This window comes from Sinomonas atrocyanea, from assembly GCF_030811715.1.
Lineage (GTDB): Bacteria > Actinomycetota > Actinomycetes > Actinomycetales > Micrococcaceae > Sinomonas > Sinomonas atrocyanea_A.
The window spans coordinates 242,933-266,029 of record NZ_JAUSRH010000003.1 but is presented as its reverse complement, the minus strand read 5'-3'; the positions used below and the strand labels follow the sequence as shown (position 1 = coordinate 266,029).

The 23,097-nt window shown below is 70.4% G+C and carries 20 protein-coding genes and 2 tRNA genes; 6 read left to right on the top strand and 16 right to left on the bottom strand.

What is annotated here, in order from left to right:
* Window position 1: 1 nt before the first annotated feature.
* From ndk to ileS, 4 genes are read right to left on the bottom strand one after another with little or no spacing between them, the layout of a single operon-like run.
* Window positions 2–421, bottom strand: coding sequence for a nucleoside-diphosphate kinase (ndk, locus tag J2W21_RS06720; RefSeq protein ID WP_307113718.1), 420 nt, complete (start codon window positions 419–421; stop codon window positions 2–4).
* A gap of 46 nt (window positions 422–467) precedes the next feature.
* Window positions 468–926 carry a DUF4233 domain-containing protein gene (locus J2W21_RS06715; RefSeq protein ID WP_307113974.1) on the bottom strand — a complete coding sequence of 153 codons (459 nt, stop codon included), beginning with the start codon at window positions 924–926 and terminating at the stop codon, window positions 468–470.
* Window positions 926–2,308 carry a bifunctional folylpolyglutamate synthase/dihydrofolate synthase gene (locus tag J2W21_RS06710; RefSeq protein ID WP_307113717.1) on the bottom strand — a complete coding sequence of 461 codons (1,383 nt, stop codon included), beginning with the start codon at window positions 2,306–2,308 and terminating at the stop codon, window positions 926–928. Before J2W21_RS06710 ends, J2W21_RS06715 begins: the two co-directional genes overlap by 1 nt.
* On the bottom strand, window positions 2,305–5,628 hold the full coding sequence (ileS, locus tag J2W21_RS06705) for an isoleucine--tRNA ligase (protein WP_307113716.1): 3,324 nt from the start codon (window positions 5,626–5,628) through the stop codon (window positions 2,305–2,307). The genes J2W21_RS06710 and ileS overlap by 4 nt, the downstream gene beginning before the upstream one ends.
* Before the next feature lie 345 nt (window positions 5,629–5,973).
* On the opposite strand from ileS, the gene J2W21_RS06700 reads away from it, so the two are divergent.
* Window positions 5,974–6,465 (top strand): hypothetical protein, encoded by a 492-nt coding sequence (locus J2W21_RS06700; protein ID WP_307113715.1) that lies wholly within the window; start codon window positions 5,974–5,976, stop codon window positions 6,463–6,465.
* 16 nt (window positions 6,466–6,481) lie between these two features.
* On the opposite strand, the gene J2W21_RS06695 is transcribed toward J2W21_RS06700, so the two are convergent.
* Both J2W21_RS06695 and J2W21_RS06690 read right to left on the bottom strand, forming a co-directional pair.
* Window positions 6,482–7,255 (bottom strand): SDR family oxidoreductase, encoded by a 774-nt coding sequence (locus J2W21_RS06695; protein WP_307113714.1) that lies wholly within the window; start codon window positions 7,253–7,255, stop codon window positions 6,482–6,484.
* A gap of 37 nt (window positions 7,256–7,292) precedes the next feature.
* Window positions 7,293–7,640: a DUF488 domain-containing protein gene (locus tag J2W21_RS06690; protein WP_307113713.1), complete on the bottom strand. Its 348-nt coding sequence runs from the start codon at window positions 7,638–7,640 to the stop codon at window positions 7,293–7,295.
* A gap of 78 nt (window positions 7,641–7,718) precedes the next feature.
* Here J2W21_RS06690 and valS point away from each other — a divergent pair, with 78 nt between their 5' ends.
* Window positions 7,719–10,337, top strand: coding sequence for a valine--tRNA ligase (valS, locus tag J2W21_RS06685; RefSeq protein WP_307113712.1), 2,619 nt, complete (start codon window positions 7,719–7,721; stop codon window positions 10,335–10,337).
* Window positions 10,338–10,644: 307 nt separating this feature from the next.
* Here valS and J2W21_RS06680 read toward each other — a convergent pair whose 3' ends face one another.
* From J2W21_RS06680 to J2W21_RS06635, 10 genes are all read right to left on the bottom strand, one after another.
* On the bottom strand, window positions 10,645–11,265 hold the full coding sequence (locus J2W21_RS06680) for a mycothiol-dependent nitroreductase Rv2466c family protein (RefSeq protein WP_307113711.1): 621 nt from the start codon (window positions 11,263–11,265) through the stop codon (window positions 10,645–10,647).
* A gap of 56 nt (window positions 11,266–11,321) precedes the next feature.
* A complete protein-coding gene (clpX, locus tag J2W21_RS06675; protein ID WP_066498187.1) occupies window positions 11,322–12,602 on the bottom strand; it encodes an ATP-dependent Clp protease ATP-binding subunit ClpX in 1,281 nt (426 codons plus the stop codon).
* A 153-nt stretch (window positions 12,603–12,755) separates the two neighbouring features.
* Complete coding sequence (locus tag J2W21_RS06670; protein ID WP_307113710.1) at window positions 12,756–13,415, bottom strand: ATP-dependent Clp protease proteolytic subunit; 660 nt, start codon at window positions 13,413–13,415, stop codon at window positions 12,756–12,758.
* A gap of 28 nt (window positions 13,416–13,443) precedes the next feature.
* A complete protein-coding gene (locus J2W21_RS06665; protein ID WP_307113709.1) occupies window positions 13,444–14,067 on the bottom strand; it encodes an ATP-dependent Clp protease proteolytic subunit in 624 nt (207 codons plus the stop codon).
* Between the two features lie 223 nt (window positions 14,068–14,290).
* Window positions 14,291–15,673, bottom strand: a complete 1,383-nt coding sequence (gene tig / locus J2W21_RS06660; RefSeq protein ID WP_307113708.1) for a trigger factor — start codon at window positions 15,671–15,673, stop codon at window positions 14,291–14,293.
* A 67-nt stretch (window positions 15,674–15,740) separates the two neighbouring features.
* A tRNA-Pro gene (locus J2W21_RS06655) sits at window positions 15,741–15,815 on the bottom strand.
* A gap of 103 nt (window positions 15,816–15,918) precedes the next feature.
* A tRNA-Gly gene (locus tag J2W21_RS06650) sits at window positions 15,919–15,989 on the bottom strand.
* 37 nt (window positions 15,990–16,026) lie between these two features.
* A complete protein-coding gene (locus tag J2W21_RS06645) occupies window positions 16,027–16,962 on the bottom strand; it encodes an Fpg/Nei family DNA glycosylase (protein ID WP_307113707.1) in 936 nt (311 codons plus the stop codon).
* An 18-nt stretch (window positions 16,963–16,980) separates the two neighbouring features.
* Window positions 16,981–17,463 carry a ribose-5-phosphate isomerase gene (locus J2W21_RS06640; RefSeq protein ID WP_307113706.1) on the bottom strand — a complete coding sequence of 161 codons (483 nt, stop codon included), beginning with the start codon at window positions 17,461–17,463 and terminating at the stop codon, window positions 16,981–16,983.
* Window positions 17,464–17,553: 90 nt separating this feature from the next.
* The gene (locus J2W21_RS06635) at window positions 17,554–18,513 is read right to left on the bottom strand and encodes a hypothetical protein (protein WP_307113705.1); all 960 of its coding nucleotides are present in this window, start codon (window positions 18,511–18,513) and stop codon (window positions 17,554–17,556) included.
* A 154-nt stretch (window positions 18,514–18,667) separates the two neighbouring features.
* On the opposite strand from J2W21_RS06635, the gene pepN reads away from it, so the two are divergent.
* The 4 genes from pepN to J2W21_RS06615 all read left to right on the top strand — a co-directional run bounded on the left by pepN (window position 18,668) and on the right by J2W21_RS06615 (window position 23,057).
* Window positions 18,668–21,223, top strand: coding sequence for an aminopeptidase N (gene pepN / locus J2W21_RS06630; RefSeq protein WP_307113704.1), 2,556 nt, complete (start codon window positions 18,668–18,670; stop codon window positions 21,221–21,223).
* A gap of 10 nt (window positions 21,224–21,233) precedes the next feature.
* A complete protein-coding gene (locus J2W21_RS06625) occupies window positions 21,234–21,698 on the top strand; it encodes an OsmC family protein (RefSeq protein WP_307113703.1) in 465 nt (154 codons plus the stop codon).
* Window positions 21,699–21,895: 197 nt separating this feature from the next.
* Window positions 21,896–22,618, top strand: coding sequence for a mechanosensitive ion channel family protein (locus J2W21_RS06620; RefSeq protein WP_307113973.1), 723 nt, complete (start codon window positions 21,896–21,898; stop codon window positions 22,616–22,618).
* A 1-nt stretch (window position 22,619) separates the two neighbouring features.
* The gene (locus J2W21_RS06615) at window positions 22,620–23,057 is read left to right on the top strand and encodes a globin (RefSeq protein WP_307113702.1); all 438 of its coding nucleotides are present in this window, start codon (window positions 22,620–22,622) and stop codon (window positions 23,055–23,057) included.
* The last annotated feature ends 40 nt before the right edge of the window (window positions 23,058–23,097 follow it).

Below are 23,097 nucleotides of genomic sequence, written 5' to 3'. Positions count from 1 at the left end.
GTCAGCGGGAGAACCAGATGCCGATCTCGCGCTCGGCGGACTCGGGCGAGTCGGAGCCGTGGACGAGGTTCTGCTGGACCTTCAGGCCCCAGTCGCGGCCGAAGTCGCCGCGGATGGTGCCCGGCGCCGCGGCGGTCGGATCGGTCGCGCCGGCGAGCGAGCGGAAGCCCTCGATGACACGCTCGCCCTCGAAGATCGCGGCGACGACCGGGCCGCTCGCCATGAACTCGAGCAGCGGCTCGTAGAAGGGCTTGCCCTCGTGCTCGGCGTAGTGCGAGGCGAGCAGCTCGCGGCTCGGCGTGAGCTGCTCGAGGGCCGCGAGGCGGTAGCCCTTCGCCTCGACGCGGGCGAGGATGGCGGCGGTCAGGCCGCGGGAGACACCGTCGGGCTTGACGAGGACAAGGGTGCGTTCGGTGGTCACAGGTACTCCTGGGTGAAGGGGCCGGTTTTCCCGCCCAGTCTACTGATCAGGCGGCGCCGGTCCCGGCCGGACCGCCCTCGGGGTGGGTGCGCTCCCACTCGGCCTGCTCGCGGTCGCGCTGGACGTTCTCCCGGTCGAGGCGCGCCCCGGTGCGGATCGCGAAGAACCACGTCACCAGCAGGATGCCGCCGACGAGGAACATCATCGGCTCGAAGAAGCCGAGGGCCACGAGGACCAACTGCAGGATCCATCCGAGGGCCAGGCCCCACGGCCGGGAGACCACGGCGCACGCGAGCACGAACACGGCGAACAGCCCGAACCCGCCGCCGAGGACGGTTCCGGCGCCGAGGTCGTGCGCGCGCAGTCCGAACAGCACGAGCGTGGCGAAGAACACCACGAAGGCCTCGGTGAGCAGGAGCACCGAGGCGAACATGACCCGGACTGAGCGGCGCTTCGTGGGCATGCCCGGGCGCCATTCGCGCTGGGCCCTCGTGAGCCTGGCCATCATGAGGCGTCCTTCCCGAGCAGGGTGCGGGCCTCGCCCACCACCGTGATCGATCCCGTGATGAGGACGCCGCCGGCGAAGTCCTCGGTGGCATCCGCGCGCTCGACCGCGTACGCGATCGCGTCGTCGAGCTTCTCCTCGACATGGACGGCGTCCTCGTCGAATCCGAGGTCGAGGGCCAGCTCGGCGAGCTCCTCCGCCGGGATGGCGCGCGGCGACGCCGACTGGGTGAAGCAGTACTCCACGCGCTCCTCCGCGAACTCCTCCTCGAGGGTCCGCAGGATCTCCTCGGCGTCCTTCTCGCGCAGCACGCCCAAGACGATGACGAGGGTCGAGAAGTCGAACGCCTCCTTGAGGGCCTGCGCGCTCACCCGGATCCCGTCCGGGTTGTGCGCGGCGTCCACGATGATCGTCGGGGACGTCCGCACGGTCTCGAGCCGGCCCGGCGAGCTGACCTCGGCGAACCCCTCGCGCAGCACGTCCACTGACAGTTCCCGCTCCCCGCCGCCGAGGAAGGCCTCGAGCGCGGCCACGGCCACGGCGGCGTTCTCCGCCTGGTGGGCGCCGTGCAGCGGCACCGCGAGGTCCTTGTACCGGCCGGCGAGGCCGCGCACGGTGACGAGCTGGCCGCCGACGGCGAGCGAGCGGGACTCGACGCCGAACTCCACCCCCTCGAAGCGGTGCGGCACGCCCACCTCGCGGGCCTTCTCGAGGAGCACCTGCGCGGCGCCGCGGGGCTGCGCGGCGCTCACGAGGAAGCCGCCGCGCTTGATGATGCCGGCCTTCTCGCGCGCGATGTCCTCGACGGTGTCCCCCAGCAGGTCGGTGTGGTCGAGCGAGATGGGGGTGACGACCGAGACCGCGCCGTCGCCGACGTTGGTGGCGTCGGTGATGCCGCCCAGTCCGACTTCGATGACCGCCACGTCGACGGGCTCGTCCGCGAAGACGGCGAAGCCGAGGATCGTCACGCACTCGAAGTACGTCAGGCGCGGCTCGCCGGCCGCCACGAGCTCCGCGTCCACGATCTCCAGATAGGGGCTGATCTCGTTCCAGATCCGCACGAAGGTCGCGTCCGGCACCGGCGCCCCGTCGAGGCTGATCCGTTCCGTGACCCGGGCCAGGTGCGGGCTCGTGTACCGGCCGGTGCGCAGCCCGTGGGCCCGCAGGCCGGCCTCGATCATGCGCGCCGTGGACGTCTTCCCGTTGGTGCCCGTGATGTGGATGATCGGGAAGGCGCGATGGGGTTCCCCGAGCACGTCCATCGCCCGGAAAAGGGGCGCGAGGCGCGGCTCCATCTTGTTCTCGGGCGCCCTGGCGAGGAGCAGCGCATAGACCTCCTCGACCGTGGTCGGCTCCTGGGCCTGCTGCGGAATGTCGCTCACTTGGCGGTCTCCTCGGCGCCGACGCGCTCGACGAGCGCCGAGGGCTCGACGTCGGCCACGAGCAGCTCGAGCTCGACCGCGAGGGTCTCCCCCCGGAGCAGTTCGGCGTGCTCGCGGGCCGCGGCGATGACGTGGGCCTTCGCGGTGACGCTCGCGCGGATGCGGTCGCCGACGGCGAGGTCGGCCTCCTTTCGCGCCTGCTGGATCACGCGCACGAGGTCTCGGGCCAGGCCCTCGGCCTCGAGCTCCGGGGTGAGGCCCGTGTCGAGGACCACGAACCCGCCGCCCGGGAGCATCGCGACGGCGGCGTGCTCGCCGGCCTTCGCCGGGTCGACGACGGTCTCGAGCGTGTACTCGTGCGGCTCGAGGGCGATGCCGCCGGCGGTGACGGAGCCGTCGTCGGCCACCGACCAGTCCCCCGACTTCGAGCCCTTGATCGCCGTCTGGACGCCCTTGCCGAGGCGCGGGCCGGCGGCGCGGGCGTTGACCACGAGCCGGCGCTCGATGCCGAACTCCTCCTCGCTGGCCTCGGCGGCGTCGAGGAGCCGGACGGACTTGAGGTTGAGCTCGTCCGCGATGACCGCCTCCGAGCCTGCGAGGTCCGCGGCGCCGGGCACGACGACGGTCATCGCCGCGAGCGGCAGGCGCACCCGCAGCTTCGCGGCCTTGCGCAGGGACGACCCGGCGGAGCACACGGCCTGGGTGCGGTCCATCTGCTCGACGAGCGCGGCGTCGTCGGCGAAGAGCGCGGCGTCCGGCCAGTCGGTGAGGTGCACCGAGCGGCCGCCGGTGAGTCCGCGCCAGATCTCCTCGGTGACGAGGGGCAGCAGCGGCGCCGCGACGCGGCACACCGCCTCGAGCGCGGTGAAGAGGGCGTCGAACGCGTCGGCGTCCTCGTCGAAGAACCGCTGGCGGGACCTGCGCACGTACCAGTTGGTGAGCATGTCCAGGTACTCGCGCAGCACGTCGCACGCGGTGGAGATGTCATAGGCGTCGAGGTGGAGCTGCATCCCGCGCACGAGGCGGCCGGTCTGGGCCATCAGGTAGCGGTCCAGCGGGTCGGTGTAGCCGTCGTGGCGGAGGTCCGCCTCGAAGCCGGCAGCGCCGTCGCGCGGGCTGCGGGCGGCGTTGGCGTAGAGCGTGAAGAAGCTGTACACGTTCCACAGCGGCAGGATGACCTGGCGCACGCCGTCGCGGATGCCCTGCTCGGTGACGATGAGGTTGCCGCCGCGCAGGATCGGGCTGGCCATGAGGAACCAGCGCATCGCGTCGGAGCCGTCGCGGTCCAGCACCTCGGAGACATCCGGGTAGTTGCGCAGGCTCTTGGACATCTTCTGCCCATCCGAGCCGAGCACAATCCCGTGGCTGATCACGTTGCGGAACGCTGGACGGTCGAAGAGCGCCGTCGCGAGGATGTGCAGCGTGTAGAACCACCCGCGGGTCTGGCCGATGTACTCGACGATGAAGTCGCCGGGGTTGTGCGTCTCGAACCATTCCTGGTTCTCGTACGGGTAGTGGACCTGGGCGTACGGCATCGACCCGGAGTCGAACCAGACGTCCAGGACGTCGGGGACGCGGCGCATCGTCGAGCGGCCCGTGGGGTCGTCCGGATTGGGCCGGGTGAGCTCGTCGATGAAGGGCCGGTGGAGGTCCGGCTTGCCCTCGTGGTTGAGCGGGAGGCGGCCGAAGTCGGCCTTGAGCTCGGCGAGCGAGCCGTAGACGTCGGTGCGCGGGTACTCCGGGTTGTCCGAGACCCACACGGGGATGGGCGATCCCCAGTAGCGGTTGCGGCTGATCGACCAGTCGCGGGCGTTCTCGAGCCACTTCCCGAACTGGCCGTGCTTGACGTTGCCCGGGATCCAGGTGATCTGCTCGTTGAGCTCGAGCATGCGGTCCTTGATCTTGGTGACCTCGACGAACCAGCTCGAGACCGCGCGGTAGATCAGGGGGTTCCGGCAGCGCCAGCAGTGCGGGTAGCTGTGCACGTAGCTGGCCTGCTTGAGGAGGCGGCCCTGCTCGCGCAGTACCCGGGTGATGGGCTTGTTGGCCTCGAAGACCTGCAGGCCCACGATCTCCTTCAGCGGCGCGTCCTCGCGCGAGCCGAACAGCGGCAGGAACCGGGCGCCGTCGTCCACGGAGAGGATCACGGGGATGCCCGCGGCCTCGCAGACGCGCTGGTCGTCCTCGCCGTAGGCGGGAGCCTGGTGGACGATTCCCGTGCCGTCCGTCGTGGTGACGTAGTCGGCGACGAGGATGCGCCAGGCCTTGGCGGTGCCGTAGACCTCGGCGTCGGCGAAGTAGTCCCAGAGCGGCTCGTACCGCAGTCCCTCGAGCTCGGTGCCCAGGTACGTCCGCTCCACGGCCGCGGCTGCGTCCTCGGCGCTCTCGTACCCGAGGTCCTTGGCGTAGGAGGCGAGGAGGTCCTCGGCGAGCAGGAACCGCGTGCCGGCGGCGAACGGCGAGACGCCGGTCGCGTTCACGCCGTCGGGACCGGCGGGGACGACGGCGTAGCGCACCTCGGGCCCGACGGCGAGCGCCGCGTTGGTGGGCAGCGTCCAGGGCGTGGTGGTCCAGGCGATGGCGAGGACACCCGCGAGCTCGCGGGAGGTCTCCGATTCGTCCGCGAGCAGCGGGAACGTGACCGTGACGGTCTGGTCCTGGCGGTCCTTGTAGACGTCGTCGTCCATGCGCAGCTCGTGGTTGGACAGCGGCGTCTCGTCGTTCCAGCAGTACGGCAGCACGCGGTAGCCGCTGTACGTGAGGCCCTTCTCGTGGAGCGTCTTGAACGCCCAGATCACGGACTCCATGTACTCGACGTTGAGGGTCTTGTAGTCGTTCTCGAAATCGACCCAGCGGGCCTGGCGCTTGACGTAGGCCTCCCACTCGTGGGTGTACTTCAGGACCGAGGCGCGGCAGGCGTCGTTGAACTTGTCGATGCCCATCGCATCGATGTCCGACTTCTGGTTCATGCCGAGCTGCTTCATGGCCTCGAGCTCGGCGGGAAGGCCGTGGGTGTCCCAGCCGAACCGGCGCTCGACGCGCTTGCCGCGCAGGGTCTGGTACCGGGCCACGAGGTCCTTGGCGTAGCCCGTGAGCAGGTGGCCGTAGTGCGGCAGCCCGTTGGCGAAGGGCGGGCCGTCGTAGAAGACGAACTCGTTGGCGCCGTCGCGCCCGGCATCCCGGCCGTCGACCGATGCCTGGAAGGTGCCGTCCTCGTCCCAGTACGCGAGGATGCGCTCCTCCAGCTCCGGGAAGCGCACGGAATGGGTCGTCGCCGCGTCCTGGGCGGCTGCTGCAGAGGCCTTGGGGTACACGCTCACTCGGATCCTGGCTCGCTTCGTGCTGCTGGATGCGAGGACGGCGTCCACCCGGATCTGCCGGACGGGGCCGCGGTACCACCTCACTTGCCTGCGCCGACTGGCGCGGGCCTCTCATTGACGGCTGTGACGGGCCTGCCCGTCCGGTTCTACTGGGCGTCCCCACTGGCGCGGGAGGCGCTGTTCTTCCGGAAGCTCGCCGGTGATGGCCGGGTCGACGCTGTGGTGTCAAGTCTAAGCACTCGGGCTCTGGACTGTCGAAAAGGAGAAATATCTCCAGCGACTGGAATAATCAGCGGGGGCCGCGCACAATGGACGCATCCCAGCGCGCGCACTAAGGAGCCCACGATGCGCACCACCCCGGCACTGTCGCTGCCGACCCTCGTCTCGGCGCCCGAGTGGGTCGCCGCAGCCGCCGCGGACGGGCTGCGGCTCGACATCGCGCACACCGGGCGCCGCAGGCACGTTCCGCGTTCCACCCGATCCGCCGCCACCGCCATCCTGCGCACCGCCCTCGAGAACGCCGCGCGCCATGCCGACTCGTCCAGGCCCGTGCGCCTCGAGGTCGCCTGGCAGCCCGAGGGCCTCCGGGTGCGGATGCTGAACGTGCCCGGGGAGACCGCGATCGGCCAGATCCTCCGACCGGGCCGCGGGATCGCGTCGATGGCCTCGCGCGCCCACCGCGCGGGCGGCTGGCTGCGGGCCGGGCTGTGCGAAGGAGGGTTCGAGGTCGCGGCGTTCCTGCCGTGCGCGGTGCCGGTCGGCGCGCAGACGCGCGCCCGCGTCCCGGGCGTGCTGGCCGCGGCGCCGGCACTCCTCGCGCGCACCGCCGGCGCGTGAGTGCCCCCGCCGGCCCCTACGCGCCCTTGCGGATGAGCTTGTGGGCCGCGGCCTGGGCGACCGGCCGCACCACGATCTCATCGAGGTTGACGTGGTGCGGGACGGTCACCGCGTATCGGACGATGTCTGCCACATCCTGCGCCGTGAGCGGCTCCTCGACGCCCTCGTACACCTTCTCGGCCGCCTCTGCGTTGCCGCCGAGGCGGCGCAGGGAGAACTCCTCCGTCTTGACGAGGCCGGGCAGCACCTCGATGACGCGCACATTGTTCTCGGCCTCCTCGAGCCGCAGCGCCCGGGTCATGGCCCGCTCGGCAGCCTTCGCGGCGTTGTAGCCGCCCCCGCCCTCATACGAGACGAGCGCGGCCACCGAGGTGAGGTTGAGCACAGTGCCGTGCCCGTTCGCCCGGAGCATCGGCAGGAACGCGCGCGTGATCTTCATCGTGCCGAGGACGTTGGACCGGAGCATCCACTCCCAGTCCTCGGTCTTCGCCTCTGCGACCCAGTCCGTACCCCGGGCGCCGCCGGCGATGTTGACCAGCGTGTCCGCCCCACCGGCATCGGCGACCGCGGAGACGAGGCGCGCGACGTCGTCGTCCTCCGAGATGTCGGCCGGGACCGCGACCGCCCCGGTCTCGGCAGCGAGGCCTTCGAGCCGCTCGGCCCGCCGCGCCACGGCGAACACCCGCCAGCCGTCCGCAGCGAGGGCCCGCACGGTGGCCTCTCCGATCCCGGTGCTCGCTCCCGTCACGATCGCGGAGCGGTGGTCAGTCTGGGGCACAGTCGTCGTCATGCGCCCAACCTACCGCGCTCCCCCGGCGCCGGGCCGGTCAGCGTGCCCGGAGCAGCTCCGCGAGCACCACGGCCTGGTTGTGCTCGGTGTCCTTGGCCGAGTAGACGAGGTCCACGCTGTCGTGGTCCCGCAGGGTCGCCCTGAGTTCGTCGAAGGCGTCGGCGCCGTCGAGCTCCTGCCGGTACTTCGCCGCGAACTCCTCGAAGCGGGCGGGGTCGTGGCCGAACCACATGCGGAGCCCGTCGGAGGGACCGACGTCCTTGAGCCAGAGGTCCACTCCGGCCCGGTCCTTGCTCAGCCCGCGGGGCCAGATGCGGTCCACGAGAATGCGGAAGGTCCCCTCCGGGGAAGGCTCGTATACCCTGCGGATCCCCACGGTGCCCATGCCGCCATGCTAGGACCGTCCGCGCCGCGGGGCCACGGGGCGGCCACGTGGAGCAGAAAGCATGGAAGAATCGATGGCATGCCTGAAGCAGCCATCACGGGTACAGACACGCCCGACCGCACCCCGGTGAATCCGACGAACGTCCCCGACAAGCCAGCCCTCGAGGGGCTCGAGGCCAAGCTCACGGAGCGCTGGCTCGCGGAGGAGACCTACCGGTTCGACCCCGACACGACCCGCGAGGCCGTCTACTCGATCGACACGCCCCCGCCGACGGCGTCGGGGTCCCTGCACGTCGGCCACATGTTCTCCTTCACGCAGACCGACCTCCTCGCGCGCTACCAGCGCATGACGGGCAAGAACGTCTTCTACCCCATGGGCTGGGACGACAACGGCCTGCCCACCGAGCGGCGCGTCCAGAACTATTACGGCGTCCGCTGCGATCCGGCCATCCCGTACGACGCCGGCTACCGTCCCCCCGCCCAGCCGGCGAAGAACCAGCGCGACTTCGACGTCATCTCGCGGAAGAACTTCATCGAGCTGTGCGAGGAGCTCGCGGTCGAGGACGAGAAGGTGTTCGAGCACCTGTTCAAGACCCTCGGCCTCTCGGTCGACTGGAGCCTGACCTACCGCACCATCGACGGCACCTCCCGGGCGGTGTCGCAGCGTGCGTTCCTGCGGAACTTCGCCGCCGGCGACGCCTACCTCGCCGAGGCGCCGACCCTCTGGGACGTCACCTTCCGCACCGCGGTCGCCCAGGCGGAGCTCGAGGACCGCGAGGTTCCGGGCGCCTACTACCGCTACGCGTTCACCGCGCCCGACGGCGAGGCGGTGCACATCGAGACGACCCGACCCGAGCTGCTGGCCGCCTGCGCCGCCCTCGTGGCACACCCCGACGACGAGCGCTACCAGCACCTCTTCGGCACCACCGTCGTCTCCCCGCTGTTCGGCGTGGAGGTCGAGGTCAGGCCCCACGCGCTCGCCAAGCCGGACAAGGGCTCGGGGATTGCGATGGTCTGCACGTTCGGCGACCTGACCGACGTGACCTGGTGGCGCGAGCTGCAGCTGCCGACCCGCCCGATCATCGGCCGCGACGGCCGCCTCGCCGCCGAGACGCCGGAGTGGATCACGGGCGAGGAGGGGCGCGCAGCCTATGCCCGGATCGCTGGCAAGACTGCCTTCTCCGCGAAGGAGGCCGTCGTGGAGATGCTCGCGGAGCAGGGGCTGCTCGACGGCGAGCCGAAGAAGATCCTCCACCCGGTGAACTTCTATGAGAAGGGCGACAAGCCGCTCGAGGTGGTGACCTCCCGCCAGTGGTACATCCGCAACGGCGGCCGGGACGAGGAGCGACGTGCGACGTTCGTGCAGCGCGGACGCGAGCTCGAGTGGCACCCGGCGTTCATGCGCGCCCGCTACGAGAACTGGGTCGAGGGCCTCAACGGCGACTGGCTCGTCTCCCGCCAGCGCTTCTTCGGTGTCCCGATCCCGGTCTGGTACCGGCTCGACGCCGAGGGCAACCCCGACTACGCGGCCCCGATCGTGCCCGACGACGCGTCCTTGCCGGTCGATCCGGTAGCGGAGCCGGCCCCCGGCTTCACCGAGGACCAGCGCGACGTCCCGGGCGGTTTCACCGGTGACCCCGACGTTCTGGACACCTGGGCCACCTCCTCGCTCACCCCGCAGATCGTGGGGCGCTGGAGCCGGGACGAGGAGTTCTTCGCCAACGTCTTCCCCTTCGACGTGCGGCCGCAGGCCCACGAGATCATCCGCACCTGGCTCTTCTCGACCGTGGTGCGCGCCCAGGAGCTCCACGGCTCGCTGCCGTGGAAGCACGCGGCGATCTCCGGATGGGTCCTCGACCCGGACCGGAAGAAGATGTCCAAGTCGAAGGGCAATGTGGTGGTCCCGACCGACATCCTCGAGGAATACGGCGCGGATGCCGTGCGCTACTGGGCGGCCTCCGCCAAGCTGGGCGCGGACACGGCGTTCGAGGTCGCCCAGATGAAGATCGGGCGGCGGCTCGCGATCAAGGTCCTCAACGCCTCCAAGTTCGTCCTCGGGCTCGGGGCGACGGAGGCGGATGTCCTCACGGACGGCTCGGACCCCGTGCTCGTCAACCCGCTCGACCGTGCTCTCCTTGCCCAGCTCGCGGACGTCGTCGAGCAGGCCGGGGCGGCCTTCGCCGCGTACGACCCGGCCAAGGCGCTCCAGCTGACCGAGTCGTTCTTCTGGCAGTTCACGGACGACTACGTCGAGCTCATCAAGGACCGTGCCTACGGCGCCCAGGGCGAGGAGCAGAAGGCCTCCGTCCTCGCCGCCCTGGCGACGACGCTCGACGCCGTGCTGCGCCTCTTCGCTCCGGTCCTGCCGTTCGCGACCGACGAGGTGTGGAGCTGGTGGCGTGCGGGCTCGGTCCACCGCGCCCCGTGGCCGGCCCCGGTGCCCGTCGCCGACGGCGACCGCGGCATGCTGCCGACGGTGGGGCTGGCGCTCTCCGGCATCCGCAAGGCCAAGTCCGAGGCGAAGGTCAAGCAGCGCACCGAGGTGCTCGCCGCCGTCGTCTCCGCTCCGGCCGAGCTGCTCCCGCAGCTCGAGGCGGGACTGGGAGACCTCCGGGCCGCGGCGAATGCGCGCTCGATCCAGCTCCGGGACGGTTCCGGTGAGGTGAGCGTGAGCGAGGTCCAGCTCGCTGACGCGTAGCGCCCGCGGGCAAAGGGGAAGCCCCATCAGCGTTTTCGCGTTGGTGGGGCTTCGACTTTTCGGCTGCTCGGTGACGTTCTCGCAGTCTGGTGGACTCCTCGGCATCCAGGTCTTGCCGTCCCGTCACTGGCGGCCAGTCGACGGCTTTGCCTGAGGCTGCGCCGAATCGGCTGTCACTGGATCTTCGGTTTCCACGTCCTCATCGTCTCCGATGGGGTGCTTCCATTGTGATCTCGGACACACTCGGTTTCAAGGGGGTCCAGCTAACTACACGGGGGTAGTTCCGCCGGTGCCGGCGGCCCGGCAGTCAGTCGGCGGAAGGGCGCTCGGTACGGGTGCGCTTGAGCTCGAAGAAGTGCGGGAACGCCGCGAGCCCGACCGCCGCGTCCCACAGGGAGCCTGCCTCCTCGCCGCGGGGCACCCGGGTGATCACGGGTCCGAAGAACGCGGTGCCGTTGATGGCCACGACCGGGGTGCCGACGTCCTGCCCGACCTTCTCGATGCCTTCCCGGTGGCTCGCGCGCAGCTGGCGGTCGAACTCTTCGGACTCGGCGTACTGGGCGAGATCGGCGGGCAGGCCGACCTGCTCGAGCGCGCGGCGGATCACCTCGCTGCGGTCGGTGACCTTCTCGTGGTGGATGAGCGTTCCCATGGCGTCGTAGAGCGGCTTGATGTACTCGGCGCCGTGGAGTTCAGCGGCCGCCACGATGACCCGGACCGGGCCCCAGTTCTCGTCCATCGCACGCTGGTAGTCGTGCTCGAGCTCGCGGCCCTCATTGAGGACGGACAGGCTCATGACGTGCCACCGCGTCTCGATGTCCCGGACCTTCTCCACTTCCTCGATCCAGCGCGACGTCACCCAGGCGAAGGGGCACGCGGGATCGAACCAGAAGTCGGCGCGCTGGGTGGCGGCGGCAGGGGTGGACATGGCGGCTCCTTGGACATGGTCAGGCGGTCCGGCAGGCAGCGGCCCGCCGGCGGGAATCAGGCTGACTTGTTGCGACGCTTGACGACGCTGTGCGGGATAAGGTCCGGCTCCTCAGATCCGGCGACGACACCGCGCGTGATGACGACGCCGGAGATGTCGTCCCGGCTGGGGAGGTCGAACATCACGGGGAGCAGCACCTCTTCCATGATGGCGCGCAGCCCGCGGGCGCCGGTTCCGCGCTCGAGCGCAAGGTCCGCGATCGCCTCGAGGGCGCCCTCCTCGAAATGGAGGTCCACGCCGTCGAGCTGGAACATCTTCTCGTACTGCTTCACGAGGGCGTTCTTCGGCACCGTGAGGATCTGCATGAGCGCGGGGCGGTCGAGGTTCTCGACCGTGGTGATCACCGGGAGGCGGCCGATGAACTCCGGGATGAGGCCGAACTTGAGCAGGTCCTCCGGCATCACATCGGAGTAGGAGCTCTCCTTGCTGGTCAGTGCGCTGAGCGGGGCTCCGAAGCCGATGCCCTTCTTGCCGGCGCGCTGCCCGATGATCTCCTCGAGGCCTGCGAACGCGCCCGCGACGATGAAGAGCACGTTGGTCGTGTCGATCTGGATGAACTCCTGGTGCGGGTGCTTGCGGCCGCCCTGGGGCGGGACCGAGGCCACCGTCCCCTCGAGGATCTTCAGCAGGGCCTGCTGCACGCCCTCGCCCGAGACGTCCCGGGTGATCGACGGGTTCTCGCTCTTGCGCGAGATCTTGTCGATCTCGTCGATGTAGATGATGCCCTGCTCGGCCTTCTTGACGTCGTAGTCCGCCGCCTGGATGAGCTTGAGCAGGATGTTCTCGACGTCCTCGCCGACGTAGCCGGCCTCGGTCAGGGCCGTGGCGTCCGCGACGGCGAACGGCACGTTGAGCCGGCGCGCGAGGGTCTGGGCAAGGTAGGTCTTGCCGCAGCCGGTGGGGCCGATGAGGAGGATGTTGGACTTGGCGATCTCGACGTCGTCGTGCGCATCGGCGAGGGATCCGCCCTTGCTGGCGTGCCCCGACTGGATGCGCTTGTAATGGTTGTAGACCGCGACAGCGAGGGCCCGCTTGGCCGGCTCCTGACCGATCACGTACTCCTGGAGGAAGTCGAAGATCTCGCGCGGCTTGGGAAGCTCGAACGAACCGAGATCGGAGACTTCGGCGAGCTCCTCTTCGATGATCTCGTTGCACAGCTCGATGCACTCGTCGCAGATGTAGACGCCGGGGCCCGCAATGAGCTTCCGGACCTGCTTCTGGCTCTTGCCGCAGAAGGAGCACTTCAGCAGGTCTGCGCTCTCACCAATGCGCGCCATTCGTCGATTCCCTTCCTGAAGAAGTCTGACCATCCCACTGTAGGCCACCGCGCCGACAGCCGTCGTAGGACACGGCACTCGACGCCATGCCCGGCACGGCGCCGGCCGCCGGAAATACCGGGCAGCGGCGCCGCGCCGACGGCACGGCCGGCGTCAGCGGGTGATGGCGCTCGGACGGATCTTGCGGGACTCGAGGACCTCGTCCACGAGCCCGTAGTCCTTGGCCTCGCTCGCCGTCAGGAAGAGGTCGCGCTCGATGTCCCGGCTGATGTCGTCCGGGGTCTTGTTCGTGTGCTTGGCCCACGTGTGCTCGAGCCACTCGCGCATGCGCAGCACCTCGCGCGCCTGGATCTCGAGGTCGGTGGCCTGGCCCCCGGAGCCGCCGGCGAGCGAGGGCTGGTGGATCATGACGGTCGAGTTGGGCAGCGCGAGCCGCTTGCCCGGGGTCCCCGCGGCGAGGATCACCGCGGCCGCGGATGCCGCCATGCCGAGGCACACCGTCTGGATCTCCGGGCGGATGAACTGCATCGTGTCGTAGATCGCGGTCATGGCCGTGAACGATCCGCCCGGCGAGTTGATGTACATCGTGATGTCGCGGTCCGGGTCGTTGGCCTCGAGGACAAGCAGCTGCGCCATGATGTCGTCCGCCGAGGCGTCGTCGACCTGCACGCCCATGAAGATGATGCGGTCCTCGAAGAGCTTGGTGTACGGGTCCTGGCGCTTGAAGCCGTACGGAGTGCGCTCCTCGAACTGCGGGAGCACGTAGCGGCTCGTGGGGAGGTTTGCGGGGTTGACGCCCATGCTGTAGTTCATCTCGTTGCTCCTAGTCCTTCCGGGCGTCCTACTTGTCGGTCCCGCCGCCGCCGGACACATGGCCCGCGCGCTCGGCGATCTTGTCGAAGAAGCCGTACTCGAGGGCCTCCTGGGCGGTGAACCACTTGTCGCGGTCGTTGTCCTTGAGGATCCGCTCGACGGGCTGCCCGGTCTGCTCGGCGGTCAGCTCGGCCATGACCTGCTTCATGTGCAGGATCAGCTCAGCCTGGATCTTGATGTCCGACGCCGTGCCCCCGATGCCGCCCGACGGCTGGTGCATCAGGATGCGGGCGTGCGGAGTCGCGTAGCGCTTGCCCTTCGTGCCCGAGGAGAGCAGGAACTGCCCCATGGACGCGGCAAGGCCGGTCGCCACCGTCACGACATCGTTCGGGATGTACTGCATGGTGTCGTAGATGGCCATGCCCGCCGTGACGGATCCGCCGGGCGAGTTGATGTAGAGGTAGATGTCCTTCTCGGGATCCTCGGCCGAGAGGAGGAGCAGCTGCGAGCAGATCGCGTTCGCGTTGTCGTCGCGCACCTCCGATCCGAGCCAGATGATCCGCTCCTTGAGGAGCCGCTGGTAGATGTAGTCTTGGCCGCCGGACCCCTGGACCGGCTCAGCCATGCTCGGCGACTTCTCCTGCTGGTGCATGGTGCGATACCTCTCGATCAGATGCACTGGGGATGGTTCGTTCTACAGGGACATTAGCCGGTTTCCCGGGCGCATTGTTCCGGCCCTGCACGCTGTTCGCTTCAAGCGCATGCGCCCCGCGGCGGGGACGACGAAGGCCGCCGCCGCCGTCCCTTCACGGGACGGCCGACGGCGGCCTCGTACGGCGTGCGGGTCCGGCAAGAAGCGCCGGGCCCGGACGGCGTCAGAACGTCGCGGCGGCGGGGTCGTCGCTCGGCGTCGCCTCGGACTGCTGCTCCTCCTCGGCGGCCTCCGGGGCCTCCTCCTCGTCGAGCGGGCGGACGAACTCGCTGAGGTCGATCGCGTTGCCCTCGGAGTCGGTCACCTCGGCCTTGCCGAGCACGGCGGCGAGGGCCTTGCGGCGGCGGACCTCGCCGACCATCATCGGGACCTGGCCGGACTGGTCCATGATCTGGGCGAACTGGTTCGGGTCCATGCCGTACTGGCTGGCGGTGGTGACGAGGTACTCGATGAGCTCGCCCTGCGAGACGCCGATTTCCTCCTTGTCCGCGATCGCGTCGAGGATGACCTCGTTCTTGAAGGCACGCTCCGTGTTGGCCTTGACCTCGGCGCGGTGCTCGTCGGTGTCGTGGTCCTCGTCCGCCGCGTGGCCGCCGTTGGCCGGGTTGAAGTGCGCCTCGACCTGCTCGGCCACGACGCTCTCCGGAACCGGCACCTCGACCAGCTCGACGAGCTTGTCGAGGACCTTGTCGCGGGCCTCGACGCCCTGGGCGACGACCTTCGACTGGGCGGCCTGCTTGACCAGGTCGGCGCGGAGCTCCTCGATCGTGTCGAACTCGGAGGCGAGCTGGGCGAAGTCGTCGTCGGCCTCGGGGAGCTCGCGCTCCTTCACCGCGGTGACCTTGACCGTCACGGAAGCGGTCTCGCCAGCGTGCTCGCCGCCGGCGAGCTTGGTCTCGAAGACGGCCTCTTCGCCCTCGGACAGGCCGGTCACGGCCTCGTCGAGGCCCTCGAGCATGGTGCCGGAGCCGACCTCGTAGGACAGGCCCGAGGCCGAGTCGACCTGCTCGCCGTCGACCGACGCGGAGATGTCGATCGTGAGGAAGTCGGCGGCCTGCGCGGGGCGGTCCACCGGCTTGAGGGTGCCGAAGCGCCCGCGGAGCTCGTCGAGGGCGGTCTGGACGTCGTCGTCGCTCGTCTCGGCGGCAGCGACGTCGACCTTGAGGCCCTCGTAGTCGGGGAGCTCGATCTCGGGGCGCACGTCGACCTCGACGGCGAACTTCAGCTCGCCCTCGGTGGCGGCCGGGTCGGGGACCTCGGTGATCTCGACCTCGGGGCGCGAGAGCGGACGGATGCCGGTCTCGGCGACGGCCTGCTGGTACCAGTCGTTGAGGCCCTCGTTGATGGCGGTCTCGAGCACGTAGCCGCGGCCGACGCGCTGGTCGATGAGGCGGGCCGGGACCTTGCCCTTGCGGAAGCCCGGCACCTGGATCTGCTCGGCGACGGACTTGTAGGCGGCATCGATGTTGGGCTTCAGCTCGTCGAGGGTCACCTCGACGTTGAGCTTGACCCGCGTGGGGCTGAGGTTCTCGGCAGCGCTCTTCACAGCGTGGCTCTCCTGGATGGTCGGATCATGGGTGCCGCCCTGGGCGTGATGCCTCAGGACGCGACTGTCGGGGTGACAGGATTTGAACCTGCGACTTCCTGCTCCCAAAGCAGGCGCTCTAGCCAAGCTGAGCTACACCCCGGTCTAGTGCACAGACCACGATACAGGCCTGCGACAAGCCAATGCACATCTGCCCCGGGCACGGAAACGGGCCCCTCCATGGCAGGAAGGGCCCGGTGCAGGCGAGGGGGCGACGGGAATCGAACCCGCGTATCCAGTTTGGAAGACTGGCGCTCTACCATTGAGCTACGCCCCCGGGGCCCTCCAACTAAAGCGAACAGGGGCCGGGGGTGTCAAATTGCGCCGCGTGTGCCGTCCGGCGCCTGGCAGACGGGGCACCAGTACAGCTTGCGGCCGGCCTCCTCGGCCATCAGCACGGCAGTGCCGCACACACGGCACGGGCGCCCCTGACGCCGGTACACATAATGGGCGTCTTCAGGCCCTGGGAGCTTCCCCGACCCTGCCGGCCAGAGCCGCGGGTCGGTGGTGACGATCCTCCCGTGGCGCACTCCCTCGGCCATCGCCGCGGCGGCGTCCGCCCAGAGGGCGAGCGCGCGCTCTGCCCCGAGTGCCGTGCCGGGAGTGAATGGATCGAGCCGCGCGCGGAAGAGCAGCTCGGCGCGGTAGACGTTCCCGATTCCGGCGACGACCTCCTGGTCCATGAGCAGCCGCGCGACAGGAGTGCGGCGCCGCGTGATCCGCCGGGCGAACTCCGCTGCGTCGTCCGACGTCTGCTCCTCCTCCGCCGCGTGACGGGCCAGGGGGTCGGGGCCGAGCCGGGCGCGGACCGCCCTGGCCTCGTCCTCCGTCTCGACCACGCACGCGCTCGCGCCGCGCAGGTCGGCCCAGCCGTGGGCCGACACGAGGCGCGCCCTGACGGCCCCGCGCGGAGGGGGAGGTTCGGCACCGAGCTGCCGCGCGGCGTCGTCCTTCACCTCGCGCTCCCCCACCCGCCGCGGCGCCCCGATGCTCGAGGCGCCCCGGAAGGTCGCGTCGCCGCCGAACTCCCACGCCCCGTACAGCCCCAGGTGCACGCGCAGCACCAGGCCTCCCCCGAACCGGAGGAACAGCTGCTTGCCGTGGGCCGCTGCTCCCTCCAGGACGCGCCCGTCGAGGAGCGCCGCCCCGGGCGCGAAGCGTCCCTGCGGGCTCGAGACGGCAAGGCGTTCGCCGACGAAGACGTCGCCGAACTGGCGCGCGAGGCGGTGGATGGAGTGTCCCTCGGGCACGGTCGCGGCGCCTGCGGACTACTCGACGATCTCGCCGGAGGCCTCGTAGGCGGCGATCTTGCCGATGCGCCGGACGTGGCGCTCGTCCCGGCTGAACGGCTCGGCGAGGAACGCCTCGATGAGGGTGGTCGCCTCGTCCACGCTGTGCTGGCGGCCGCCGACCGCGACGACGTTGGCGTCGTTGTGTTCGCGGGCGAGGCGGGCGGTGTCGAGGTTCCACGCCAGGGCCGCGCGGATCCCCCTGACCTTGTTGGCCGCGATCTGCTCGCCGTTGCCCGAGCCGCCCAGGACGATTCCCAGCGCCGGCGTGCCGGCCTCCTGGTCGGCGACGACGGCGAGCGCGGCCTTGATGCAGAAGGCGGGGTAGTCGTCGAGGGGATCGTACTCCGCGGGCCCATGGTCCACGACCTCGAAGCCCCGGCCGCGCAGGTGCGAGACCAGATGGGCGGAAAGCTCCATGCCGGCATGGTCGGTGGCAATGTGGACGCGCGGCTTCGGCACGGGATTCCTCTCCTCGGATTCGGTGGCCCCGGTCGCTGGCGCGATGGCCGTCTCCGGCGCCTTCCGGGGCCTTGCGGGGCGAGGTCAAGCCTACGCGCCCGAGGCGGCCCGCAGCACGTCCACGACGCGGCGGGCGGTATCGCCGTCCCGGCCCGAGAACGTGGCCCGGCGTCCGTCGTCGAGGACCACCGTGACGGCCTCCCCGCTGGCCACAAGGAGGGAGCGCGACTGCCCACGGCGGCGGTACCCCCATCCCCCGAAGTCCCGGGCACGCACCGTCTCGAACCCGGCCCGCAGCACGCGCTCCGGCGCGAACCGGAGCACCGGGACGACCCCCGCGAGGAAGACCTCCACGGACTCCGGGCTGACCCGCACCCGCGCCACGAGGGAGGCGGCCGTCAGGACTGCCGCCGCGGTGAGCGCGAGCGAGATCCACCAGGAGAGGACGAGCAGCAGGAGGGAGACCGAGACGCCGATGATGCTGAGCATGACGAACACGGAGGAGCGCGCGTGGGCCCAGTAGGTGAAGGTCGAGGCGGCGCGCTCGGGCTCGAGTTCGTCGAGCAGCGCAGCCTCGTCCCTCGGGCTCCACTGCTCCTCGGGCTTGAAGGACAGCAGCATGACGACCGCGAACGCGACGGTGGCCCCCGAGCCCATGGCGAGCACGATCGGATCGGGATGGGAGGCCCGGGCCGGTATGCCGTCCTGCCCGATGAGACCGGCGGCGAGCACCGTCGTGAGGAACATCGACATCCCGACGCCGCCGGCCATGAAGATCCGGCGGGAGATCGGCGGACGCGTCAGGAGTGCTGCCTGCACGCACAGCAGCGCTCCCACGGCAGCCACCAGCACCGCGCCGCCGGTGAGGTAGGCGGCGAAGGGGATGAACGCGCGGCCTCCGCCCGCATCCCACTGCCAGGCGACGGGGTCGGGGACCCTGCCGCGGAAGGAGAGCGAGGCGAGCGCGAAGCCCAGTGCGAGCAGCACGGGGTAGCCGATGGCGAAGCGGAGCGCCTTCCGGTCCCACCTCGGCTCCCCAGTTCCCGCCATGGTCCAACGCTACTGCACACGCTCCGACGGCCGGAGGCTCCGACGGCCGGACCGTGGGGGAAGGTGCTGGCATGCGGCGGCGCACCATGAAACAATAATTTCAAAAGTGACCCGCACCACGCGGGCCATCGTTGCGCACATGCTTGGAGGGCACATGCCAGGGACGAACCTCACCCGCTCGGAAGCCGTCGAGAGGGCTGAGTGCATCCGGCACGTCGAGGACTACCACGTCGAGCTCGACCTCACCCGCGGAGAGAAGGTCTTCGGCTCCCGGACCACGGTGCGCTTCAGCGCTGCCGAGGGCGCGTCGTCGTTCATCGACGCCATCACCGACACCGTGCGCTCGGTGACGCTCAACGGGGTCGCCCTCGACGTGGCGGAGGTGAGCGACGGCGTCCGCATCCAGCTGCCGTCGCTCGCAGCCGAGAACGTCCTCGTGGTCGACGCCGACGCCCCCTACATGAACACCGGCGAGGGCCTCCACCGCTTCGTCGATCCGGTGGACGGCGAGGCCTACCTCTACACGCAGTTCGAGGTCCCGGACTCGCGCCGCATGTTCGCGGTCTTCGAGCAGCCCGACCTCAAGGCGTCCTTCCGCTTCACGGTCACGGCGCCGTCGCACTGGGAGGTCGTGTCCAATTCGCCCACTCCAGAACCCGTTCGCGTGCCCGGGCAGGAGGCCCGCTCGATGTGGGACTTCGCCCCGACCCCGCGGATCTCGAGCTACATCACGGCGCTCATTGCCGGCCCGTACCAGAAGGTGGCCGACGAGCTCGTCAACGCCGAGGGGCGGACCATCCCGCTGGGGATCTTCGCGCGGAAGTCGCTCATGCAGTACCTCGACGCCGAGAACATCTTCGCCCTGACCAAGGAGGGCTGCGCGTTCTACGAGCGCGAGTTCGGGTGCGAGTACCCGTTCGAGAAGTACGACCAGCTCTTCGTCCCAGAGTTCAACGCGGGCGCCATGGAGAACGCCGGTGCCGTGACGATCCTCGAGAGCTACGTGTTCCGCTCGAAGCCGACGCAGGCCACCGTCGAACGGCGCGCGATCACGGTGCTGCACGAGCTCGCGCACATGTGGTTCGGCGACCTCGTGACGATGCGCTGGTGGGACGACCTCTGGCTCAACGAGTCCTTCGCCGAGTTCATGTCCCACCTCGCGGCCGCCGAGGGCACCGACTTCCGCCACGCGTGGACCACCTTCGCCTCCGTCGAGAAGTCTTGGGCCTACCGCCAGGACCAGCTCCCCACGACCCACCCGATCTTCGCGGACATCAACGACCTGGCGGACGTCGAGGTCAACTTCGACGGCATCACCTACGCCAAGGGCGCCTCCGTGCTCAAGCAGCTCGTGGCGTGGGTGGGGCAGGACCACTTCATGGAGGGCGTCCGCCGGTACTTCGCCAAGCACGCCTGGGGCAACACCGTCCTCGCGGACCTCATGGCCGAGCTCGAGGCCGCGAGCGGCCGCGACCTGACCGCGTGGGGCCGGGCCTGGCTCGAGACGGCCGGCGTCAACACCCTCTCCCCCGAGATCGAGACGGACGACGACGGCCGCATCCTCCGCTTCGCCGTCCGCCAGAGTGCTGTCCCCGACTACCCCCAGATCCGCCCCCACCGCCTCGCGATCGGCTTCTACGACCGCGACGGAGCCGGGACGCTCGTGCGCACGCACCGCGCGGAGCTCGACGTCGACGGGGAGCTCACCGAGGTGCCCGACCTCGCGGGGCACTCCCGCCCGGCCCTCGTCCTGCTGAACGATGACGACCTCGCGTACGCGAAGGTGCGCCTCGACCCGGTCTCGCTGGCGACCGCGACCTCGTGCCTGAAGGACATCGCCGAGAGCCTTCCCCGCGCCCTCGTCTGGGGCTCGGCCTGGGACGCTGCGCGCGACGGCGAGGCCCCGGCCCGCTCGTACGTGGACCTCGTCCTGGGCAACATCGGCGCCGAGTCGGACGCGTCCGTCGTGCAGACGCTCCTCCGCCAGCTCGCCACCACGCTCGACTACTACGTGGCCCCCGCCGCGCAGCCGGAAGCAAAGCGCAGCGCGGCGGAGCGCCTGTGGTCGCTCGTGCACGAGGCCGCGCCGGGCTCGGACTCCCAGCTGCAGTTCGTGAAGGCGTTCTCGGCCCTCGCCTCGTCCGAGGCCCATCTGGACGCGGTGGCGGGCATCCTCGAAGGATCCGAGGTGGTCCCCGGCCTCGAGGTGGACCAGGACCTCCGCTGGGAACTCGTGGCCTCGCTCGCCTGCGGCGGCCGGATCGACCGGGCCCGGATCGACGACGAGCTCGCCCGGGACACGACCTCGACGGGCCAGTGCGCCGCGGCGCTCGCCACGGCCGCGCTCCCGACCGCGGAGGCGAAGGCCGAGGCGTGGGAGGCGATCGTCGTCAAGGGCACGCTCTCCAACGCCATGCAGCAGGCCGCCATCAACGGCTTCGCCCGCGTCCACGACGCGGCGCTGCTCGCCCCGTTCGCCGAGAAGTACTTCGAGGCGGTGCCGCGCATCGTCGCCGAGCGCACCCACGCCCTGGCCCAGCAGGTGGTGGTCGGGCTCTATCCCGCCCGCCAGACGACCCAGGCGATGCTCGAGCGCACCGATGAGTTCCTCGCCTCGCTCGGAGCGGACCAGGGCGCCCTGCGCCGCATGACGCTCGAGAACCGCGATGGGGTGGCGCGGGCGCTGCGCGCCCAGGCCGCCGACCGGTAGCCTGCCTCCCATGGCCATCGGAGAGCACCACTACAGCGTCTCAGTGACATGGACGGGCAACCGGGGCACCGGCACGTCCGGCGTGCGCGACTTCGGCCGGGAGCACGACGTCGCGCTGCCGGGCCTGCCCGTCCTTCCCGGCACCGCCGACCCGGCGTTCCGCGGCACGGCCGACCGGTACAACCCGGAACAGCTGCTGCTGGCCGCGCTGGCCCAGTGCCACATGCTCAGCTACCTGTTCGAGGCTGCGCGGGCCGGCGTCGTCGTGACCGGCTACTCCGACGCCGCGACCGGGACCCTGAAGGTCCACGGCGCGTCCGGGGAGTTCGCCGAGGTGACGCTGCGGCCGCGCGTCGAGCTGGCGGACGAGTCCCAGCGCGCGCTGGCCGACAGGCTGCACGACGATGCTCACGAGACGTGCTTCATTGCGCGCTCTGTGAACTTCCCCGTCCGGCACGAGCCGACAGCACCCTGACGCCCGCGGGTCGTTAAGGTGGAAGGGCCACCATCCCCCAGACAAGGAGGCCCCCGACAGTGCACCCCGGCCTGTCCGCGATCCCGCTCGCCCTCACGCCCCGCACGGCGTCGACCCCTTCCCCGGCGCCCACCCCCTCCCCGACCACCGACAGCCCGAGCCCCGTGCCCATCACCGCGGCCCAGCTCGACAGCGCGGTGACCACGTTCAACCAGACGCTCCTCCAGATCGCGATCGCGGTCGGCATCGGGCTCGTCGTCTGGCTCGTCGCGACGTTCCTGATCCGCCAGATCGTCAAGCGCATCCTCGCCGGCAGGACCCTGACACAGCGGCGCATCTTCCGGTGGGCGGCACCGGCGCTGCGGGCGCTCGATTCGGAGCGGAGGGCACAGCGCGCGCAGACGATCGGCTCCCTCCTGAATTCGGTGGTCGCCGTGGTCATCACGACGGTCGTCGGCATGTATGTCCTCCGCGCGCTCGGCGTCGACCTCGCGCCGGTCCTGACGAGCGTCGGCATCCTCGGCGTCGCGATCGGCTTCGGCGCCCAGCAGCTCATCCGCGACTTCCTCGCCGGCATCTTCATCACCCTCGAGGACCAGTACGGGATCGGGGACTTCATCGAGACGGGTGCGGGAGAGGTGGCAGGAACGGTCGAATCGGTGGGCCTGCGCATCACGCGGGTGCGGGCCGAGGACGGCACCATCTGGTACCTGCGCAACGGGGAGATCCTGCGCCTGGGCAACCGTTCCCAGGGCACCTACCTCCCGCCCACGGCTGATACCGCCGCCCCGGTCCCCACGGACCGCGCGGCGGAGGCGAGCACCGTGGGCGAGGCGGATCCCTCGCGCGCAGGCAAGGGCGCGCTCGGCCAGGCAGCGGGCGAACAGTACGGCAACGGAGGGCAGCGGTCCCATGAGTGAGATGACGACACCCGGCGCCCCGCGCGGAGACCAGCAGGACCTGCTGCGCGGCTCCGGCGCGGGCGCCTCGTTCTACGACTTGGTGGGCGGCCACGAGACGTTCGTCAAGCTCGTCGACACCTTCTACGAGGGCGTGGCCGACGATCCGCTGCTGCGCCCCATGTATCCGGAGGAGGACCTCGGCCCGGCCCGGCGCCGCCTGACCATGTTCCTCGAGCAGTACTGGGGCGGGCCGGGCACCTACAGCGCCGAGCGCGGGCACCCGCGTCTGCGCATGCGCCACGTGCCGTTCAAGGTCAACCCCGAGGCGCGCGACCGCTGGCTCCACCACATGCGGGCGGGCGTGGACGCGCTCCAGCTTGCGCCCGTGTACGAGGCCACGCTGTGGGACTACCTCGAGCGCGCCGCGCACTCGCTGGTGAACACGTTCGACGACTGAGCGGCCCCCTCCGGCCGCACGGGGGGCGGCGGGTGACCGG

Excerpts from the sequence above, each read along its gene's own strand:
- J2W21_RS06680 (WP_307113711.1), bottom strand. The coding sequence starts at position 11,265 with ATGTCCACCCCTGCCGCCGCCACCCAGCGCGCCGACTTCTGGTTCGAT.
- J2W21_RS06625 (WP_307113703.1), top strand. The coding sequence starts at position 21,234 with ATGGCCATCGGAGAGCACCACTACAGCGTCTCAGTGACATGGACGGGC.
- J2W21_RS06690 (WP_307113713.1), bottom strand. The coding sequence starts at position 7,640 with ATGGGCACCGTGGGGATCCGCAGGGTATACGAGCCTTCCCCGGAGGGG.
- valS (WP_307113712.1), top strand. The coding sequence starts at position 7,719 with ATGCCTGAAGCAGCCATCACGGGTACAGACACGCCCGACCGCACCCCG.
- J2W21_RS06665 (WP_307113709.1), bottom strand. The coding sequence starts at position 14,067 with ATGCACCAGCAGGAGAAGTCGCCGAGCATGGCTGAGCCGGTCCAGGGG.
- pepN (WP_307113704.1), top strand. The coding sequence starts at position 18,668 with ATGCCAGGGACGAACCTCACCCGCTCGGAAGCCGTCGAGAGGGCTGAG.
- J2W21_RS06670 (WP_307113710.1), bottom strand. The coding sequence starts at position 13,415 with ATGAACTACAGCATGGGCGTCAACCCCGCAAACCTCCCCACGAGCCGC.
- J2W21_RS06695 (WP_307113714.1), bottom strand. The coding sequence starts at position 7,255 with ATGACGACGACTGTGCCCCAGACTGACCACCGCTCCGCGATCGTGACG.
- J2W21_RS06715 (WP_307113974.1), bottom strand. The coding sequence starts at position 926 with ATGGCCAGGCTCACGAGGGCCCAGCGCGAATGGCGCCCGGGCATGCCC.
- clpX (WP_066498187.1), bottom strand. The coding sequence starts at position 12,602 with ATGGCGCGCATTGGTGAGAGCGCAGACCTGCTGAAGTGCTCCTTCTGC.
- J2W21_RS06635 (WP_307113705.1), bottom strand. The coding sequence starts at position 18,513 with ATGGCGGGAACTGGGGAGCCGAGGTGGGACCGGAAGGCGCTCCGCTTC.
- J2W21_RS06615 (WP_307113702.1), top strand. The coding sequence starts at position 22,620 with ATGACGACACCCGGCGCCCCGCGCGGAGACCAGCAGGACCTGCTGCGC.
- J2W21_RS06700 (WP_307113715.1), top strand. The coding sequence starts at position 5,974 with ATGCGCACCACCCCGGCACTGTCGCTGCCGACCCTCGTCTCGGCGCCC.